Origin of the sequence: uncultured Lutibacter sp. (genome assembly GCF_937891065.1) — a bacterium.
GTDB lineage: Bacteria > Bacteroidota > Bacteroidia > Flavobacteriales > Flavobacteriaceae > Lutibacter.
On sequence record NZ_CALAEQ010000096.1, the window covers coordinates 1 to 19379 of the forward strand.

The 19379-nt window shown below is 29.9% G+C and carries 17 protein-coding genes and 1 pseudogene; 5 read left to right on the forward strand and 13 right to left on the reverse strand.

From position 1 onward, the window contains the following. Positions 1-564: pseudogene (locus tag Q0352_RS05380) on the forward strand (trigger factor); the annotation flags it as partial. A 64-nt stretch (positions 565-628) separates the two neighbouring features. On the opposite strand, the gene galE reads toward Q0352_RS05380, so the two are convergent. The 7 genes from galE to Q0352_RS05415 form a co-directional block, all read right to left on the reverse strand. After that, entirely contained in the window at positions 629-1636 is a 1008-nt protein-coding gene (gene galE, locus Q0352_RS05385; protein ID WP_299524769.1) for a UDP-glucose 4-epimerase GalE, read from the reverse strand. After that, on the reverse strand, positions 1636-2790 hold the full coding sequence (locus Q0352_RS05390; RefSeq protein WP_299524772.1) for a DegT/DnrJ/EryC1/StrS aminotransferase family protein: 1155 nt from the start codon (positions 2788-2790) through the stop codon (positions 1636-1638). Before Q0352_RS05390 ends, galE begins: the two co-directional genes overlap by 1 nt. A gap of 85 nt (positions 2791-2875) precedes the next feature. Next, positions 2876-3763: a cysteine synthase CysM gene (gene cysM, locus Q0352_RS05395; protein WP_299524775.1), complete on the reverse strand. Its 888-nt coding sequence runs from the start codon at positions 3761-3763 to the stop codon at positions 2876-2878. Between the two features lie 3 nt (positions 3764-3766). Then, positions 3767-4555, reverse strand: coding sequence for a serine O-acetyltransferase (locus Q0352_RS05400; protein WP_299524777.1), 789 nt, complete (start codon positions 4553-4555; stop codon positions 3767-3769). A gap of 31 nt (positions 4556-4586) precedes the next feature. Beyond that, entirely contained in the window at positions 4587-5321 is a 735-nt protein-coding gene (locus Q0352_RS05405) for a nitroreductase family protein (protein ID WP_299524779.1), read from the reverse strand. A 53-nt stretch (positions 5322-5374) separates the two neighbouring features. Beyond that, a complete protein-coding gene (gene leuB, locus Q0352_RS05410) occupies positions 5375-6490 on the reverse strand; it encodes a 3-isopropylmalate dehydrogenase (RefSeq protein WP_299524781.1) in 1116 nt (371 codons plus the stop codon). 103 nt (positions 6491-6593) lie between these two features. Continuing rightward, on the reverse strand, positions 6594-7769 hold the full coding sequence (locus Q0352_RS05415; RefSeq protein WP_299524784.1) for a 2-isopropylmalate synthase: 1176 nt from the start codon (positions 7767-7769) through the stop codon (positions 6594-6596). A gap of 148 nt (positions 7770-7917) precedes the next feature. Between Q0352_RS05415 and Q0352_RS05420 the strand changes: the two genes are divergently transcribed. Next, entirely contained in the window at positions 7918-9462 is a 1545-nt protein-coding gene (locus Q0352_RS05420; protein ID WP_299524787.1) for a hypothetical protein, read from the forward strand. A 44-nt stretch (positions 9463-9506) separates the two neighbouring features. Here the strand turns inward: Q0352_RS05420 and Q0352_RS05425 are convergent, their stop codons facing one another. Continuing rightward, positions 9507-10838, reverse strand: coding sequence for a DEAD/DEAH box helicase (locus Q0352_RS05425; RefSeq protein WP_299524790.1), 1332 nt, complete (start codon positions 10836-10838; stop codon positions 9507-9509). 152 nt (positions 10839-10990) lie between these two features. Continuing rightward, positions 10991-12586 (reverse strand): M1 family metallopeptidase, encoded by a 1596-nt coding sequence (locus Q0352_RS05430; protein ID WP_299524793.1) that lies wholly within the window; start codon positions 12584-12586, stop codon positions 10991-10993. Positions 12587-12737: 151 nt separating this feature from the next. Here Q0352_RS05430 and clpP point away from each other — a divergent pair, with 151 nt between their 5' ends. The 3 genes from clpP (at position 12738) to dnaG (ending at position 16798) form a co-directional block, all read left to right on the forward strand. Further along, positions 12738-13397: an ATP-dependent Clp endopeptidase proteolytic subunit ClpP gene (gene clpP / locus Q0352_RS05435; RefSeq protein WP_299524796.1), complete on the forward strand. Its 660-nt coding sequence runs from the start codon at positions 12738-12740 to the stop codon at positions 13395-13397. Positions 13398-13458: 61 nt separating this feature from the next. Beyond that, positions 13459-14700 carry an ATP-dependent Clp protease ATP-binding subunit ClpX gene (clpX, locus tag Q0352_RS05440; protein WP_299524799.1) on the forward strand — a complete coding sequence of 414 codons (1242 nt, stop codon included), beginning with the start codon at positions 13459-13461 and terminating at the stop codon, positions 14698-14700. Positions 14701-14800: 100 nt separating this feature from the next. Then, a complete protein-coding gene (gene dnaG / locus Q0352_RS05445) occupies positions 14801-16798 on the forward strand; it encodes a DNA primase (protein ID WP_299524803.1) in 1998 nt (665 codons plus the stop codon). 175 nt (positions 16799-16973) lie between these two features. Here the strand turns inward: dnaG and Q0352_RS05450 are convergent, their stop codons facing one another. The 4 genes from Q0352_RS05450 to Q0352_RS05465 form a co-directional block, all read right to left on the reverse strand. After that, a complete protein-coding gene (locus Q0352_RS05450) occupies positions 16974-17339 on the reverse strand; it encodes a PEGA domain-containing protein (protein ID WP_299524806.1) in 366 nt (121 codons plus the stop codon). A 104-nt stretch (positions 17340-17443) separates the two neighbouring features. Then, positions 17444-17800, reverse strand: coding sequence for a DUF6567 family protein (locus tag Q0352_RS05455; protein ID WP_299524809.1), 357 nt, complete (start codon positions 17798-17800; stop codon positions 17444-17446). Between the two features lie 280 nt (positions 17801-18080). After that, the gene (locus Q0352_RS05460) at positions 18081-18749 is read right to left on the reverse strand and encodes a response regulator (protein WP_299524812.1); all 669 of its coding nucleotides are present in this window, start codon (positions 18747-18749) and stop codon (positions 18081-18083) included. Between the two features lie 5 nt (positions 18750-18754). Beyond that, the coding region (locus tag Q0352_RS05465) for a sensor histidine kinase (RefSeq protein WP_367274598.1) at positions 18755-19379 on the reverse strand (625 nt) is incomplete at its 5' end.

Sequence of the window (19379 nt, forward strand, 5' to 3'; positions counted from 1 at the left end):
CAAGAATTGTTTGATAAAGTTTTTGGACCAGATGTTGTAAAATCTAAAGAAGAATTGGTTGCTAAAATTAAAGAAGATGCTGAAAAGCAATTTCAAACTCAAGCAGATCAACAATTATTAAATGACGTTACTGAATATTTAGTAGAAAATACAAAATTTGATTTACCTACTGAATTTTTAAAAAAATGGTTAGCTGTTGCTGGTGAAAACCCAATGACTCCTGAACAAGCTTCTGAGGAATTTGACAAATCAGAGAAAGGATTGCGTTACCAATTAATTGAAGGCAAAGTGTTAAAGGATAGTGGTATTAAATTAGATTTTCCAGAGTTACAAGAATTCACAAAAGGTTTTGTAAAAACTCAAATGGCTCAATACGGACAATTAAATCCTGAAGAAAAAGAATTGAATGATATTGTACAAAGAGTACTTAGTAATCAAGATGAAGCTAAACGTTTACAAGAACAATTGGTAAGTCAAAAATTACTTAACTTTTATAAAGATAATATTACTTTTAAAGTAAAAGAAATGAATTATGAAGCATTTGTAAAAGAAGTTTACAAATAGAATAATTCAAACGATAAAAAAACTCCTTAATAAATTTATTAAGGAGTTTTTTTATATTTAATTTTTATAAAGTTTGTTGCCAATTCCAGGCTGAAAGTAATGCTTCATCTAAAGTTAATTCAGCTTTCCAGCCTAACTCATTATTTGCTAAAGTTGTATCTGCATAAGCAGCAGTAATGTCGCCTTCTCTTCGGTCAACTAATTTGTAATTTAATTTTTTACCTGTTACTTTTTCAAAAGATTTTATAATTTCTAACACTGAATTTCCCCTACCGGTTCCAATATTAAACACTTCAAAAGAAGTTTTATTATTGTTACTAAGTAATCTTCTTAAAGCAACAATATGTGCTTTGGCTAAATCAACAACGTGAAGATAATCTCTTACAGCTGTTCCGTCAGAAGTTGGATAATCACTTCCAAAGACTGATAATTCTTTACGAATACCAGCAGCAGTTTGTGTAACAAAAGGAATTAAATTTTGAGGAACACCAATAGGTAATTCTCCAATTTTTGCAGATTTATGAGCGCCAATCGGATTAAAATAACGTAAAGCGATTGCTGTTATTTCTGAAACTTTTGTGGTATCTTTTATAATTTCTTCTCCAATTTTTTTGGTATTTCCATACGGAGATTCTGCAGGTTTTACTGAAGCATTTTCTGTAATTGGCAGTTCATCAGCTTGTCCGTAAACGGTACAAGATGAACTAAAAATGAAGTTGTTTACAAGGTTAGCTTTCATTTCTTTTAATAAATAAACAAGAGAGCCAATATTGTTTTCGTAATATTCTAAAGGTCTTTCAACACTTTCACCCACTGCTTTTGAGGCGGCAAAATGAATAACACCAGCTACTTTATTTTCTTTAAAAAACTTTTGAACAGCCACTTTATCTTTTAAATCAATATTAAAGTAACTAGGCTTTATAGTTGTTATTGAAGTTATTTTATCAAGAACCTCAATGGTTGAATTTGATAAATCATCAATTATTAGAACTTCAAAACCTTCGTTTTGAAGTTCTACAACTGTATGAGAGCCAATAAATCCTAAGCCGCCAGTTACTAAAATTTTCTTCATTAGTTATTTATAAAATCTAAGATTGTTTTAATGATAAAATCTAGTTGTTCTGTGTCCAATTCGGTATGCATTGGTAAGGAGATAACTGTTTCTATTAACTCATTAGTAACGTTAAAATCAGCTTCGTTATAACGAGTATCTACATATGCTTTTTGACTATGTAAAGCAACTGGATAATAGATTGCATTTGGAATTCCATTATCTAATAAATGCTGATGTAATTCGTTGCGTTTTCCATTTGTAATTTTTAAGGTGTATTGATGAAATACATGGCAATCGCAATCGTCGCAAACAAATTCACAACCATTCCCCATTTTTGGAGTACTTATAAATTGTTCATTTTTAAAAGCATTGTTATAATAACGAGCCGCTTTTCTGCGCTCATTGCAATAAGCATCTAAATGTGTTAATTTTATTCTTAAAACGGCAGCTTGAATGCTGTCTAATCGAGAATTTACACCAACAACATCATGATAATAACGTTTGTACATTCCGTGGTTTACCATTCCTCTTAAAATGTGCGCTAAGTCATCATCATTTGTGAAAATTGCACCACCATCACCATAACAACCTAAGTTTTTTGAAGGAAAAAATGAAGTTGTACCAACATTTCCCATAGTTCCTGCTTTCTTTTTAGTACCATTACCAAAAGTATAATTTGCTCCAATAGCTTGTGCAGTATCTTCAATTACAAATAAGTTATGTGCTTTTGCAATTTCTAAAACAGCTTCCATATTTGCGCATTGTCCAAATAAATGAACAGGCACAATAGCTTTGGTTTTAGGTGTAATTGCTTTTTTCAAAGCTTCAATATCCATGTTAAAAGTGTCTTTTTCAACATCAACTAAAACAGGTGTTAATTGTAAAAGAGCAATAACTTCAACAGTAGCTGCAAATGTAAAATCGGCTGTGATAACTTCATCACCAGGTTTTAAACCTAACCCCATCATCGCAACTTGTAGAGCATCTGTTCCGTTTGCACAAGGAATTACGTGTTTTACACCTAAATATTCTTCTAACTCTTTTTGGAAACTATGCACTTCTGGACCGTTTATGTATGCTCCAGATTTTACAACTTCTAATATTTTTGAATCTATTTGATCTTGTATTTTATCGTATTGACCTAGTAGGTCAACCATTTGTACTTTTTTCATACTATGTAATTAAATGATATATTGAACAAAAATACAATAAAAGCAACTGGCAAGCAATCTTAAATATGCATATGTTTATACCATTTTATTCAAATAAATTAGAGGATAAATAGCGGTCGCCTCTATCTGGAATTATAGTTACAATAGTACCTTTAGTAAGTGTTTCTGCTAATTTTAATGAAGCTGCTACTGCGCCACCACCACTCATTCCTGAAAACACTCCTTCTTCTTTTGCTAATCTTTTAGTCATTTCACGAGCTTCTTCTTCACTTACTTCAATAATTTTATCTACTTTTTTAGGATTGAATATTTTAGGAAGAAATTCTTTTGACCATTTTCTAATCCCAGGGATTTTTGAATTATCGGTAGGCTGTGCACCAATAATTTGAATAGAAGCATTTTTTTCTTTTAAAAAAGTTGATGTTCCCATAATGGTTCCTGTTGTGCCCATGGCTGAAACAAAATGAGTTATTTTACCTTTGGTATCATGCCAAATTTCAGGACCTGTAGTTTTATAATGTGCTTTCCAATTGTCATCATTTGCAAACTGATTCAACATAAAATAACCTTTGTCAATTACTTGTTTTTCAGCATATTCCCTGGCACCTTCTATTCCAATTTCAGCAGATGTTAAGGTAACTTTTGCCCCATAAGCTTGCATAGTTTGAATACGTTCTTTAGTTGAATTTTCAGGCATAACCAATTCCATATGTAAACCAAATTGCTGTGCTATCATAGCCAATGCAATCCCAGTATTTCCACTAGTTGCTTCAATCAAATAATCTCCTTTTTTAATATCATTTCTTAAAAGAGCGGAATTAATCATATTAAAAGCGGGTCTGTCTTTAACACTTCCTGCTAAATTATTCCCTTCCAATTTCAGCAATAAAGAAACACCATCTTTTATCAGTAATTTTTGAACTTTTACCAAAGGTGTATTTCCTAAGAAATTAAATAAATTGTTAGATTCCATTAGTTAAAATTTAGGTTTTTGTTTCGTTTCAGTTGAATGATACACTAATGAATTTTTAGGAACGGATTTAGTAATCCAAACATTCCCTCCAATAGTACAATTTTCGCCAATAATAGTTTCACCTCCAAGAATTGTGGCATTTGCATAAATAGTCACATTATTTTCAACAGTTGGGTGTCTTTTTATGTTTCTTAGTTCTTTTGAAACTTGCAATGCGCCTAAAGTAACTCCTTGATAAATTTTTACAAAATCTTTAATTACACATGTTTCACCAATAACGGTTCCTGTAGCATGGTCAATAAAAAAGGACTTGCCAATAGTGGCTCCTGGGTGAATATCGGTTCCTGTTTTACTATGTGCATACTCGCTCATTAATCTTGGGATTAATGGTGTATTTAATAATAATAACTCGTGGCTAAAACGGTAAATTGCAATCGCATAAAAACCTGGGTAAGCTAAATAAACTTCTTCAATAGTGTTAGAAGCAGGGTCATTGTTCACTAATTCTTGAGCATCGAGATTTAAATTTTCTAAAATTGTTGGTAATTTATATAGAAAACTATTCCAAATTGTTTCACAAGAACCATCATTAATTAAACAAGCAAGTTTATAAATTTCTTTAAAATCTTCCTCTAATTGTTTAATGTTTCTCGCAACGCAAGCTTCAGAATCAAATAAGGTATGAAATAGATTATTTGTAAAATTTTCAGTTTTATGTTTTAGACTGAAATTTAAATGTGGTCTATTTTTATTTGCTATAATTTTTTGAATTATTTCTTCTTTTGTTGACATATATATTTTTGACGATTTTTGTTGAAACTAATTACCATTGTTTGTAAATACTTTCAAAAGGAATTCTAAAACGTTCACCATAAACACCTTCAGGTTTTCGAATTCCACAAGAGATTACCATGTTAACTTCACTTTTTGAAGGTAATTTTAATATTTTTTTTATGCGAAGCGTATCACTTCCTTCCATTGGGCAAGTGTCGTAATTTTCAGCAGCCATGCTTAGCATAAATGTTTGCGCAGCTAAACCAGCACTTTTATGAGCTACAATTCGCATATCTGACTTTCTAAGTTGTCTGTAACTAGGTTTGAAAAGTCCAGTAACCCAAGAAATAGCATACTTTATGTAGCCAAAAACCCCAAAAAAATCACTGTAAACAAAAGGCATTAATTTTTTATAATAATTTAAGGCGAATTTTTCACGCCCAGAATATTCATTTGTTGGTTTTACTCCAAATAATTGAGTTAAATAACTAATATGTGCTTTTACACGTTGTTTCCATACATCTTTACGTACTACAATTACAACCATTTCTTTTGCTGTGGTTGCTGCACTTTGGCCCAAACATGCAATTGCCAATTCAGCTAAGATTTTTTTTGAAGTTATATGATGAAATTCCCACAATTGCATATTGCTACTATTTGGCGCCAATGTTGCTTGCTGAATGCACTTTTTTACAATTTCAGAATCAATTTCTTTATTTTCATCATATACTCTAACAGAACGACGATAATTAATGGCATTTATAAGGCTTGTAGTATTTTTCATAGCTGTAAAACTAAACAAAAATAGTAGATTTTAGGCGTTTCAATTTTCAACTATTAAATAATAGTAGATTGGCCTAAATCTATATTGTTTTTATTGTAAAATGTATTTTCTTCATCTAAAATGAAATCTCTTAAAAAATTTCCAACACTTGTAGTTGAAAAGTGATTGGTAGCGTTTAAATCTGGCGTTGAAATATTTAAGTCTATAGATTTTTCAACAGCGTTTCTTATATCCTCAGCTTCTTCAAATAAATCGAAATGCTCTAGTAACATTGCAGCAGATAATACAGAAGCTAAAGGATTGGCAATGTTTTTACCTGTTGCTAATGGATAAGACCCGTGAATAGGCTCAAATAGGGCCGTGTGTTTACCAATTGAAGCAGAAGCTAACAAACCAATTGAGCCTGAAATAACACTCGCTTCATCTGAGAGAATGTCACCAAACATATTTTCGGTTAAGATTACATCAAACTGTTTTGGGTTTAAAATGAGTTGCATTGCAGCATTGTCAACAAATAAAAATTCTAATTTTATAGTTGGATATTCTTTGGCAATTTCAAGTACTCTTTTTCTCCAAAGACGAGAAGTTTCTAAAACATTAGCCTTGTCAACCAATGTTAATTTTTTTCGCCTTACTTGTGCAGCTTTAAAGGCTAAATGCGCTATTCTGTCAATTTCTTCAGTGGTATAAATACAGTTATCTGATGCTGAATTTCCGTCATCACTCAAGCTTTTTTCGCCAAAATAAATACCACCAGTAAGTTCTCTGTAAATTACAAAATCAACTTCTTTAATCACTTCTTCTTTTAGATTTGATTTATGTAGCAATGAATTGTAAGTGGTTATTGGACAGATATTTGCAAAAAGCCCTAAACTTTTCCGAAGTTCTAATAAACCTTGCTCAGGACGAATTTTAGCACTTGGATTGTTGTCATATTTTAATTCTCCAATAGCACCAAATAAAATTGCATCTGATTCAGCACAAATTTTAAGTGTTTCGTTAGGAAGTGGAACGCCATATTTTTCAATAGCTATAGCTCCAATTGAAGCTGTAACGTACTCGAAAGTATGCTGGTATTTTTCGGTAATAGCATTTAATACTTTTACTGCTTGTTGAGTTACTTCAGGACCAATTCCATCACCAGGAAGTAAAGCGATTTTTAATTTCATGTGTAATGATTCTAATTTTTAAAATCACATGGCGTTTGCCATAGTAATATCATTGCTAAAAATAATAAATATTTTGTTTAATTATTATTTTATTCGCTTCAATTTAGAAATTAGCAGCAGTTTTATGTACATGATTTAACTCCATTAAATGATGAATATCTTCATCATTAACTTGCTTATGAAAATCTGCAAATCTTAAAAATTGAGGATATAAATCATCCAATTCAATTTTAGTTAAATTATATCCAACATTTTTAGCACGATATGCTAAAGCTGCTCTACCACTTCTTGCTGTTAAAATAATTGAAGATTCATTTACACCAACATCAGCAGGGTTCATTATTTCGTATGTTTCTCTATTTTTTATTACACCATCTTGGTGAATTCCTGAGCTATGCGCAAAAGCATTTTCACCAACAATTGCCTTGTTTGGCTGTACTCTCATTCCCATACTATCTTGTACTAATTGACTAGTGCTGTATAATAATTTACTATTTATTCCTGTTTCTAAATTTAAGTAAGGATGTTGTTTTAAAATCATAACCACTTCTTCTAATGAAGTGTTTCCTGCACGCTCTCCAATTCCATTAATTGTGCATTCAATTTGACGTGCGCCATTTTGAACACCTGCAATTGCATTGGCAGTTGCTAAACCTAAATCGTTATGGCAATGACAAGAAATAATGACATTATGAATTCCTTTTACGTTTTCTTTTAAATATTTTATTTTAGCTCCATATTCATCAGGTAAACAATAACCTGTAGTGTCAGGAATATTTAAAACAGTAGCTCCAGCTTTAATAACTTGCTCTAAAACTCGAGCTAAATATTCATTATCTGTTCTACCAGCATCTTCAGCATAAAATTCAACATCTTCAACAAAAGTTTTTGCGTAAGCAACTGCGTCAACAGCTCTTTCAATTATTTTTTCTTGCGTTGAATTAAATTTATGAATTATATGAGAATCAGAAGTTCCAATTCCAGTATGTATTCTTGGTCGTTTAGCATATTTTAGTGATGCAGCTGCAACTTCAATGTCTTTTTTATTTGCTCTTGTAAGTCCACAAACTATAGCGTTTTTTACTAGTTTTGAAATTTTTTCTACAGATGTAAAATCACCCGGACTTGAAACAGGAAATCCAGCTTCAATTACGTCTACACCTAAAATATCAAGACGTTCAGCAATGATTAATTTTTGTGCTGTATTTAACTTACAACCAGGAACTTGCTCGCCATCTCTTAAGGTTGTGTCAAAAATTTGGACTTTATTATTGCTCATTTTTGATTTTTTTTTATCACATTTGAATTACCAAAAATAATACTAAACGTTTTTTGTATATTTCAACAATTGAATTGTTTACTATATTCAAATAATATTTTTTTTTGTAAATCACTAATAATCAATAAAGTAAAATAATTTTGTTACAATGGCTATAGAGCAAAAAGATGTTCTTTTTACGTTAGTAAAGTCGCTTTCTAAATCTGAAAAAAGACAATTTAAGTTATATGTTGGAAGGTTAGGTGGAAATGCAGACGCTAACTTCATTTCTTTATTTAATTTATTAGATAAGGTAAGTGCTTTTAATGATGATTTAATTTTAAAAAAAACCAATATTAAAAAGCAGCAAATATCAAACACAAAAGCACATTTATACAAACAAATTTTGGTGAGTTTACGGTTGAATCCTGTTCATCAAAATGTACGGTCTCAAATTAGAGAGCAATTTGATTTTGCAGCAATATTATATAGCAAAGGTTTGTATAAACAAAGCCTAAAAATATTAGAGAAAGCTAAAGAATTAGCATTAAGTACAGGTGAAAATAATTCAGCTTATGAAATAGTTGAATTTGAAAAAGTGATTGAATCTCAGTATATTACTAGAAGTTTAAGTAACAGAGCTGATGAATTAGCAAAGCAAGCAAAAGAGTTAAGTCTAAGAAACGTAAGAGCTAGTAAATTATCAAATTTATCTCTTCAATTGTATAGTTTAATGTTAAAAGAAGGCTATGTAAAAGATGATGTTGATTCAAAAAAAGTAACATTATATTTTGAAAAAAGGTTACCAAGTTATAAATTATCTGAATTAGGATTTAGAGAGCGGTTATTTTTATACAAAGCATATTTATGGCATAGTTTAATTATGCAAGATTTTGTTTCGGGTTATAAATATTCACAAAAATGGGTAGACTTATTTGAGGAAAATCCTGAAATGAAAATTCAAAATCCAGTTTTTTACTTAAAGGGAGTTAATTATTTATTAGAATCGTTGTATTTAATTAAGCACAAAACGAAGTTTAATAAAGTACTTGAGAAATTGAATTTTGATATTGAAAATGAGAATATTTCTTTAAATGAAAACACAACTACATTAACTTTTTTATATTATTCTCAAAATAAATTAAACCTTTATTTTTTAGAAGGTAGGTTTCATAAAGGAATTGTTTTTACTACAAAATTATTAAAAGAATTACAAAAGTTTGAAACCAAAATTGATGCACACCATATCATGGTTTTTTATTATAAAATTGCGTGTATGTATTTTGGAGCAGGCAAAAATGAAGAATGTATTTTTTATTTAGAAAAAATTATTAGTAATAAAGACTTAAAGATGCGCGAAGATTTATTGTGTTTTACGCGTGTTTTAAATTTGGTTGCACATTATGATGCGGGGTTAGATTATGATATTGATAAACTTATAATATCAACTTATAAGTTTTTAATTAAAATGAATGATTTACACGAAGTACAACGTAAAATGATATCATTTCTTAAAAATTTAAGTACTATTTACCCACAAGATATTCATAAGGCATTTGTGAAATTACATAAAGAATTAAGTGAGTTTGAAAATCATCCTTACGAAAAGCGTGCATTCTTATATTTAGATGTTATTTCGTGGCTAGAAAGTAAAATTCAAAATGTACCAGTTGAAGTAATTATCAAGCAAAAAGCAAAAAAAATGATAAAGTAATAGGTTGTAAAACTCTTTTGGTAAAATAAGTTTTGAGTTTACTGTTATTTGCGTTTTTGCCCTCTAGTTTTAGGTTTTTTGTATTTTTTTGCAATTTCTCTTCTGTAAGATCCACCTAAATTTACGCGTGTATTTTTTTCCTTTTTTTCGTGAAAAGCAGCTCCACTTGGCTCTGTAAGTGTTTTTTTCTGACTTGTTTTTTCAGCTTCTACTTTTGGCATTTCTTCATCAATCATCTGTTTAGATATGATGATGTTTTCAGGAAGATCTAAAACGTTAATTTCAGTATTCATTAAAAGTTCAATTTCACCTAAATAGTCAGCTTCTTCTTCTGTGAAAAATGCGATAGTAGTTCCTTTTTGCTCTGCTCTACCAGTTCTACCAATTCTATGCATGTAATTTTCTGGCTCTTCAGGGATATTAAAATTTATTACATGACTCACATCTGTGAAATCTAAACCACGTGCAATAATGTCGCTTGCAATTAACACATTAAAAAAACCTTTTTCAAAATTATTTACTGCACGTAAACGATAATTTTGGGTTTTATTAGAGTGAATTACATTTGTTTGTCCTGGAATTAAAAGTTCTAACTCTTCAAATAAAATATTTGCTTGCTTTTTGTTTTTTACAAACACCAATACTTTTTTAAAAGTTTCTTTATCTTTTAGTAATTGTACCAAAAAGTTAACTTTTGTATAAAAATTTGGAACAGGATATGCTTGTTGTTCAATAGTGTCTAAAGGACTTCCACTACTTGCAATTTCAATTTTAACGGGAGATTTAAAAAACTGATCTAATAAACATGCAACTTCTTTGGTTAATGTTGCCGAAAATAAAATACTTTGACGTTTTTTTGGCAATAAATCAAGCAGGGTAATTAATTGTGGTCTAAAACCAAGATTCATCATCTCATCAACTTCATCAATTACTAACTTTTGAATATGTTTTAGTTTTAAAATACCATCTAACGCTAAATCTAATAAACGACCAGGAGTTGCCACTAAAATATCTTGACCTTCATATATTAATTGTTTTTGCTTATTTAGGTTTGTACCTCCATAAACACCAGCAAATCGTACATTAATATAGGGTGTTAAACTTTCAATTTCTCCAACTACTTGCACTACCAATTCTCTGGTTGGTACAATAATTAAAACGCGTGGGTATTTTTGTGTAGAAAATGTAAGTTGTTTTAAAATTGGGAGCAAATACGCAAATGTTTTACCTGTTCCGGTTTGGGCAATACCAACCATATCTTTACTACTCATAATTACTGAAAAGGCTTTTTCTTGAATTGGAGTAGGTGTTGTGAACCCCATTTCGTCTAAAGCATCTAATAAAAATCGGTTTAAGTTTAAATCGGAAAAAGTCATTGTTGTATTTTTTGCAAATGTAATACTTAAATAGTTAATAAGTTACACAGTTTTAAAATTGCAAAATGTAAACGTTATGTCTTAGCTGCTTTCGCAGAAATTTCATTGGTTTAGAAGAAAAGATATTAAAACATAATAGTCAATACTATTTGTTACTCTATTAATTCAAATAACAACCAACTATTTGGGTCTAATTTAATTTCCTTTACATCTCCCGTTGTAGCAATAATATAAGGTGCTGTTTTATCTGTAATTTGAATGGTTTTTATCTCTGAAGAACCATCACTATAAATCATTTCAATATCAAGTGGAAGTTGAAAAACGGTTTCTTGAGTTTGATCAATTATAATTCGAAGTTTATTATTGTGGTAAATCCAATTGGTTTTTAATATTGGATGGCCAATTTTTTTAAGCCATTGCTTAAAGAAAATATCTAAATTTTGATTTGATATTTGGGCCATTACATTTTTAAAATCGTTTGTAGTGGCATTGTTAAATTTATATGTTGAATAGTAAGTTTTAATGCCTTTCCAAAATGCTTCATCACCAATTTGTTTTCGAAGCATATGCAAAACCCAAGCACCTTTATTATAAGAATTAGCATTTAGTAATTGCATGTAATTGGTAGTTTTTGTATCAATTACAGGTGATTGCTTACTTTTGTGAAACTTAAAAATTGTTTCACGTTCTTCATTTATTCTTTTTAAAAAGTCATCTTCACCTTTTTCATTTAAAATGTATAAATCGGTAAAATAAGTTGCAAAACCTTCACTTAACCAAATATGAGACCAATCAATTTCTGAAACAGAATTTCCAAACCATTGATGTGCAATTTCGTGAGCAATTAAATCTTCATGTTCTTTTTTGCCTGTAACATATTCTTCAAAGTAAAAAATATTTCCTGCATTTTCCATTCCTCCAAAACGTGTTTTAGATTGTACGTTTGCTAATTTTTGAAATGGGTATTCGCCAATATTTTCAATAAAAAAGTTAAGAATATTTTTGGTTGTGGAAAAATCGTAAAAGCCTTGTTCTTTTGTTTGTGGATATACCCAATTTGAAACAGGAATGTTATGTGTTTCACCAATATTTTGCACCGCAAATTTAGCAATTCCAATAACCATTACTTTGGTTGGTAGTGGCACTTCAGTTTTCCAGTGATATTGTTTTGTTGTATTTGTTATGTTAGTTTCTTCAATCTGAAAACCATTAGCTATTGTTTGATAATGGTTCGGTGCTTCAATAATATATTCAACAGTTGCTTTATCAGAAGGATGATCTATGCAAGGAAACCAGTGGTGAGCTCTATTTGGCCAATTGTCTCCAAAAAAAGTTCTATCACCGTGTAAATTTTTACTAATCACCAATCCGTCATCCGGAACCCCATGATATTTTATAATATAGGTGTATTCTATTCCAGGAAAAGTATGTATTGGCTGAATTAAAATTTTGTTATTTTCATGCGTAAACGAAACTTTCACATTATTTTGGTAAATAGAATCTACAACCATTCCTAAACCACTTATACTATCTTTTTTAACTAAATCGAGTTGAAATTCACTCAATAATGCTTTAAATTTTAAAGAAATATCCATAGTTGCATCAATACTATTTGTAGTGTCATTCACAATAAGTGCTAATTTATAGTGTTGTATGTCAATAGTATTAAGGCGTTGTTTGTAACTTTGAGCAGTAGTTGTCGCCTGAATTAGAAGTAACAAAGCAACTAAATAAAAAGGGGTTTTCATCTTAAAAAATATTTTGAATTTCAAATATACATAGAAAAACGTACAATTTTAATTACAATTTAAGAATTAGGAATTCCTTATGAATTAACAAACCCACTATTAATAAAATACTTCTTATCTTTGCACACTTAATATTTTAAAAAACTGTAAAATGAATTACGGAAAAGAATTTAAAAAATTTGCAACAAAGGATCAAGGAATCAGTAGTATGTACTACGATAAATTGGTAAGTAGCGTTACACCATATATTATTGAAGAGCGTCAATTAAATGTTGCTCAAATGGATGTGTTTTCACGTTTAATGATGGATAGAATTATTTTTTTAGGCACAGGAATTGATGATTATGTAGCAAATATTATACAAGCACAATTGTTGTTTTTAGAAAGTGTAGATAGCTCAAAAGATATTTCAATCTACATTAATTCTCCAGGTGGAGGTGTTTATGCAGGATTAGGAATTTATGATACTATGCAGTTTATAAAACCAGATGTTGCAACTATTTGTACAGGTATGGCAGCTTCTATGGGAGCAGTACTTATGTGTGCTGGTACAAAAGGAAAACGTTCAGCGTTACCACATTCACGTGTTATGATTCACCAACCTTTAGGTGGTGCACAAGGACAAGCAAGTGATATTGAAATTACGGCTCGTGAAATTATGAAATTAAAAAATGAATTGTATGAAATAATTTCGAAGCATTCTGGACAAACAATGGAAAAAGTCCATGCAGATTCAGACCGTGATTATTGGATGAAAGCTGATGAAGCAAAAGCATATGGTATGATTGATGAAATTTTAATTAGAAAATAAATAAAAGTTAACTATTGAATTAACTTTTAACCCTAATTTATTAAACTTAAGAACCAAAAGAATGGCAAAAGATGAAGTTTTAGAATGTTCGTTTTGTGGTAGAAAAAAGCCAGAAACTGATTTGCTAATTGCAGGATTAGACGCACATATTTGTGATAAATGTATAGAACAAGCTCACGGAATTGTAATTGAAGAAACAGCTCAACAAAGCTCTTCTAGCCTTACTTCTGAATTAATTGTAAAAAAACCCAAAGAAATTAAAGCGTTTATTGATCAATATATGATTGGTCAAGATAAAGCAAAACGTGTGATGTCTGTTGCGGTTTACAATCATTACAAGCGTTTATTACAACCTGAATCGAAAGATGAAGATGAAATAGAAATTGAAAAAAGTAATATTGTTATTGTTGGAGAAACAGGTACTGGTAAAACGTTAATTGCACGTACTATTGCAAAAATGTTGAACGTTCCGTTTTGTATTGTGGATGCTACTGTTTTAACGGAGGCAGGTTATGTAGGTGAAGATGTTGAAACTATTTTAACACGTTTATTGCAAGCCGCTGATTATGATGTGAAAAAAGCTGAAAGAGGAATTGTTTTTATTGATGAAATTGATAAAATAGCGCGTAAAGGTGATAATCCTTCAATTACACGCGATGTTTCAGGTGAAGGAGTTCAACAAGCATTGTTAAAATTATTGGAAGGTTCAGTGGTAAATGTTCCGCCAAAAGGAGGAAGAAAACATCCAGATCAAAAATTTATTGAAGTAAATACCAAAGATATTTTATTTATGGCTGGTGGTGCTTTTTCTGGAATCGATAAAATTATTGGAAAACGTTTAAATAGACAAGCTGTTGGTTATAGCGCATCTATTAAAGTTGATAAAGTAGATGAGGATAATTTGTTACAATATATTATACCAAGTGATTTAAAAGCATTTGGATTAATACCAGAAATTATTGGTCGTTTACCAGTGCTAACACATATGAATCCGTTAGATGCTGAGACACTTAGAGCCATTTTAACAGAGCCTAAAAACTCTATTATAAAACAATATCAAAAGTTGTTTGAAATGGATGGTATTGATTTTACTATCAATGAAACTGCATTAGGATACATAGTTGATAAAGCTGTAGAATACAAATTAGGAGCTCGTGGTTTGCGTTCGCTATGTGAAGCAATTTTAACAGATGCCATGTTTGAGTTACCAGGAACTGAAGAAAGTGAATTAAAAATCACCAAGAAATACGCTGAAGATAGAATTAATCAGTCTACTTTAAAAAGATTAAAAGCGGTTTCGTAGTTTATAATAAATAACAAAATAAAATTTAATCACGCTTTACTTTTTAAAGCGTGATTTTTTTATCTAAATTTTGTAATTTAGAAATCTTAAAAAAACAATATTGATTTCAAGAGATACCATAGATAAAGTTTTTGAAGCTGCTCGGGTAGAGGAGGTTATTGGCGAATTTGTTCAATTAAAAAAAGCAGGAAGCAATTGGAAAGGGTTAAGCCCGTTTTCTGATGAGCGTTCTCCTTCCTTTATGGTTTCACCAGTGAAACAAATTTGGAAAGATTTTAGTACAGGAAAAGGGGGGAATGCGGTTTCATTTATTATGGAACATGAACATTATTCTTATCCTGAAGCCATTCGATATTTGGCAAGAAAATACAATATTGAAATAGACGAAACCGAGCAAACTGATGAACAAAAGGAACAAGCAGACGAGCGCGAAAGTATGTTTTTGGTTTCAGAATTTGCGAGCGGTTATTTTCATAAAACATTATTAGAAGACCCACAAGGGAAAGCAATTGGGTTAAGTTATTTTAAAGAACGTGGTTTTACTGATAAAATCATTAAAAAATTTCAATTAGGGTATTCTTTAAATGAATGGGAAGCTTTTACTTCAGAAGCATTAAACAAGGGATACAATTTAAAATATTTAGAATCTACCGGACTTACCATTGTTAAACAAGATTTGTTAACTTCAACAGGAACCAAACAATTCGATCGTTTTAAAGGACGCGTTATGTTCCCTATTCATAGTATGAGTGGGAGAGTGTTAGGTTTTGGAGGTCGGATTTTAACAAATGATAAAAAAGCTGCTAAATATTTAAATTCACCTGATAGTGATATTTACCATAAAAGCAATGTTTTATATGGTATTCATTATGCAAAACAAAGCATTGCAAAAGAAGATAACTGCTATTTGGTTGAAGGGTATACTGATGTTATTTCAATGCATCAATCAGGTATTCATAATGTAGTTTCTTCATCTGGAACTGCACTTACTGAAAATCAAATTCGGTTAATAAACAGACTTACTAAAAATATTACCATTCTTTTTGATGGTGATGCAGCCGGTATAAGAGCATCAATTAGAGGGATCGATTTAATTTTAGAACAAGGAATGAATGTAAGAGTACTTATGTTTCCTAATGGTGATGATCCCGATAGTTTTGCTAAAAAAGTTTCAGAAGAAGAATTAAAAGAATATTTACAAAATAATTCGCAAGATTTTATCAATTTTAAAGTGTCATTGTTGATGGAAGAAGCGAAGAATGATCCCGTAAAAAAAGCGGGGTTAATTCGTGATATTGTGGTGAGTATTTCTAAAATACCAGATAGTATTCAGCGTGAAGTTTACATTCAAGAATGTTCAAGAATTATGGATATTTCTGAAACTGTGTTGTTTAGTGAATTGGCGCAACTTTTTAACAAAGCAAAAAGAGAAACTTCAAAGAAACCTGATTATAACGAACCGCCTATGGATGTGTTATATCCAGAAATGGCTTTGCAAAAAACACCTCAGCTTGAAAAGGTGAATGAGCTTAAAAAATACGAGCGAGAAATCATCAAAATTTTACTGCTATATGGTAATAATGAAGTTGAATTTGAAAATTTTGTTGCAAGTGAAGAGGTAGATTCTAATAAAGAGAAACCATCTAGAAAAGAGTTTTTTTTAAATGCAGTTTCTAATGAAATATATTTGAATTTACAAGAAGATGAGATTGAATTTACCGATGAAACTTTCAAGCAAATTTATTATGAAATAATTCATCAATTAAATCAAAATGAGCTAGTAAAGGTTGACTCATTTATAAATCATTCTAAAACAGAAATTGCACATTTAGTAACCAATATTTTAATGGATGACGAAAAACATACGTTAAGTAATTGGGAACGAAAACAAGTGATTGTTAAAAGTAAAGAAAAGGATTTATCTAAAATGGTACTCGATGCTATTTATAATTTACGCCGTGTACTTATTGAGCAAAAAATTACGTCATTAGTTACCAATGTGAGTGTTGAAGAAGAAAGAGATCAAATTTTAGAAACTGTAGTGAATTACACGAGTTTAAAATTGCGTTTATTTGAACGGTTAAATAGAGTGATTTAATAGTTAAGTTTAATTATTGATTTACCACTAAAGTTAACATTCCTAATGAACAACTTATTACAAAAATAATGATAAGAAATAAGAAAATGATCTTCAGTGTTTTCATAGTGTTTTTTTAAAATTCATATATTTTATTTAATTAATAAATTTTAATTTCTGCAGGTTAATAAAGCATTTAATTATTTGTTTGAATTATTATAGGTCTTAATTCATAAAGATGCGCTTTTTTGTATTTCATTACCCAAAGAAATGGAACTAATAAAAAAAAGCCTCCAATCATAGCTCCAACATCAATTTCTTCATCTTTTGAGAAAGTAGCATTACATATTTCATAACCTTCTTTTTCAATTCTAATAGAATTTGTACTTCCAACTATTTTTAAATCTCTGTGTTTATATGGAGTATTCCCAACCATCTCACCATTTAAGTATAATTTCGAGTTGGATGGAATAGAAGTAATTATTGTATTACTAGCACAGCTTGTCAATAGTATAATTAGAGATAATAAAACTGCAATTGACTTAAATATGTTTATTTGCATTTCTAAATTATTTAGTTTGAAGAGTTATTAAAAAACGGATTAATAAAGATTATATACATATTTTCTTATTAATCCGTTAGAATGTGTTTTAAAGAAAGTTGAAATTATTTGAACTCAACAATATCAGCACTAACATAACATTTTACGGTATAAACTATACCTAAAAAATTTGATAATTTAAAATCTACAACTAAATTTGCTATTGCTTGATTATTTCTCAAAGGATTATTAGCTAACATTTTTTCTTTAGCTTCGTTTACAATTGCTTCTCTTTTCATTCCTCCAAACCCTAAAACATATGTAGCTTGAGACAAACCTTGAACATTTTTTTGTGCGTAGGTAAAATTGTTTGAACTAAGTGCAGCTGAATCAGACATAGATCCTGATAACCCAGCAGCACAACTTGTTAAGAAAATGGCAATTGATAAAATAAAAACTGATTTTAGTATTAATTTTTTCATACAATAAATTTTATTTTTTTCCTACTCGTATGGCTTTTCAGTAACGCCACGTTTTTTAAAGTGGGTTCTGTTCTCCACTGCAGTTTAACATGATATTCTTGAATATATCACTTCAAATTTAACTTCATTAAAAAACAAAACCTTACGGTTTTCCGTAAGGCTTAGCATTTCTTTTTCATTTATTGGTATAGCAAATTCCCTAATAACAATTCAAATGTAATTCCTTAAAACAAAAAAACCTTACGGCTTTCCGTAAGGCATTCAATTAAATAAATATTTTTTAAACGAGTCCTAAATCTTTCGCTATTGACACCAAATGCGTAGGATTATTAGCATTGAAATGCTCTTTTAAAAATTTCAACCGTTTTTCAATGGTACTAATACTTGTTGGTGACCAATTTTTTTCTTTTAAAATATCACTTATTTCTTCTTGTAAGTGTCCTTTAGATAGGCATTCTATTAAGAAAATATCATAATCAGCTATTTCAATCGCCTTACTTTTAGACATTGCACCAGCAACCTGTGGAGAAATATAAATACTTTCTGAACTGAATATTTTTTGGATGGCATTTTTTAGCTCTCTTAAACCTTCCCTGCTTTTCCAAACATACCCATTTATTTTATGTTCATTAAATAATGTTTGAATTCTATATTCCTTTTCTTCAACAGAAAACACAATAATTTTTAAATTAGGGAACTCATTTCTAACAGCTTTTATTAAGTCATCTCCAGAAGTAATTTTTTGTTTTAAATAATCTTCGTCAAATGATAAATCACTAATTAACAAATCAAAAGGTTCGTTATTTAAATGTGCACTTTTTAACTTTAAAAAGGCTTCATCACAATACTGGACATACTGTATTTCTGGAATTCCTAAATCGGTTAATTGAGACTTTATTCCACTATTGATAAAGTCCATATCTTCTGCTATTAATACTTTTTTAAACATAGCTTTTATTTTTTAAAACTAATAAATGCTTTAAATCCGTTATTTAAAGATGTTTCAAAAGTAATAGTTCCATTAATAGATTTTATACGGGTTTCCACATTCTTAAGACCATTTTTTGTAGATAAAGTATCAAATTCTAATCCAATACCATTATCAGAATAATTTATAAAATATTGATTTCTATCTTTTTTGAAGGAAATTGCAACCAATTTGGCTTTACTATGTTTCTTCATATTCACCATCAATTCTTGTAAGATTCTGTATATTTCAACTTGTTTATCTTCACTAATCAATACCAATTCAACACTAGCAAGGTTTTTTAGAATAACGCTGGTTTCATCCGTGTTAAAACTAGTAAGTAGTGTTTTTAAAGAATTCTCAAATTTTTCTCCCGTTTCAACTGTATTATTTTGATGTGAAATATTTCGAGTTAATAAATACACCTTTTCTAAATCACCTAGAAGCTGCTCTTTCGTTTCTTTTGTGTATTGAATTTTATTCATAATATTCACCACATTATTAGCGACTTCATCATGAATTTTTTTTGCAATGCGTGTTTCGGTTTTATAAACTTCTTCTCGTTTCTCTTGCTGATGCTTTTGTTTTCTGTAGTACACAAAAATTAATAAC

What these genes read in the sequence shown, in the direction of transcription:
- galE (WP_299524769.1), bottom strand. Translation starts at nt 1,636, where the DNA reads ATGAAGAAAATTTTAGTAACTGGCGGCTTAGGATTTATTGGCTCTCAT.
- Q0352_RS05390 (WP_299524772.1), bottom strand. Translation starts at nt 2,790, where the DNA reads ATGAAAAAAGTACAAATGGTTGACCTACTAGGTCAATACGATAAAATA.
- cysM (WP_299524775.1), bottom strand. Translation starts at nt 3,763, where the DNA reads ATGGAATCTAACAATTTATTTAATTTCTTAGGAAATACACCTTTGGTA.
- Q0352_RS05400 (WP_299524777.1), bottom strand. Translation starts at nt 4,555, where the DNA reads ATGTCAACAAAAGAAGAAATAATTCAAAAAATTATAGCAAATAAAAAT.
- Q0352_RS05405 (WP_299524779.1), bottom strand. Translation starts at nt 5,321, where the DNA reads ATGAAAAATACTACAAGCCTTATAAATGCCATTAATTATCGTCGTTCT.
- leuB (WP_299524781.1), bottom strand. Translation starts at nt 6,490, where the DNA reads ATGAAATTAAAAATCGCTTTACTTCCTGGTGATGGAATTGGTCCTGAA.
- Q0352_RS05415 (WP_299524784.1), bottom strand. Translation starts at nt 7,769, where the DNA reads ATGAGCAATAATAAAGTCCAAATTTTTGACACAACCTTAAGAGATGGC.
- Q0352_RS05420 (WP_299524787.1), top strand. Translation starts at nt 7,918, where the DNA reads ATGGCTATAGAGCAAAAAGATGTTCTTTTTACGTTAGTAAAGTCGCTT.
- Q0352_RS05425 (WP_299524790.1), bottom strand. Translation starts at nt 10,838, where the DNA reads ATGACTTTTTCCGATTTAAACTTAAACCGATTTTTATTAGATGCTTTA.
- Q0352_RS05430 (WP_299524793.1), bottom strand. Translation starts at nt 12,586, where the DNA reads ATGAAAACCCCTTTTTATTTAGTTGCTTTGTTACTTCTAATTCAGGCG.
- clpP (WP_299524796.1), top strand. Translation starts at nt 12,738, where the DNA reads ATGAATTACGGAAAAGAATTTAAAAAATTTGCAACAAAGGATCAAGGA.
- clpX (WP_299524799.1), top strand. Translation starts at nt 13,459, where the DNA reads ATGGCAAAAGATGAAGTTTTAGAATGTTCGTTTTGTGGTAGAAAAAAG.
- Q0352_RS05450 (WP_299524806.1), bottom strand. Translation starts at nt 17,339, where the DNA reads ATGCAAATAAACATATTTAAGTCAATTGCAGTTTTATTATCTCTAATT.
- Q0352_RS05455 (WP_299524809.1), bottom strand. Translation starts at nt 17,800, where the DNA reads ATGAAAAAATTAATACTAAAATCAGTTTTTATTTTATCAATTGCCATT.
- Q0352_RS05460 (WP_299524812.1), bottom strand. Translation starts at nt 18,749, where the DNA reads ATGTTTAAAAAAGTATTAATAGCAGAAGATATGGACTTTATCAATAGT.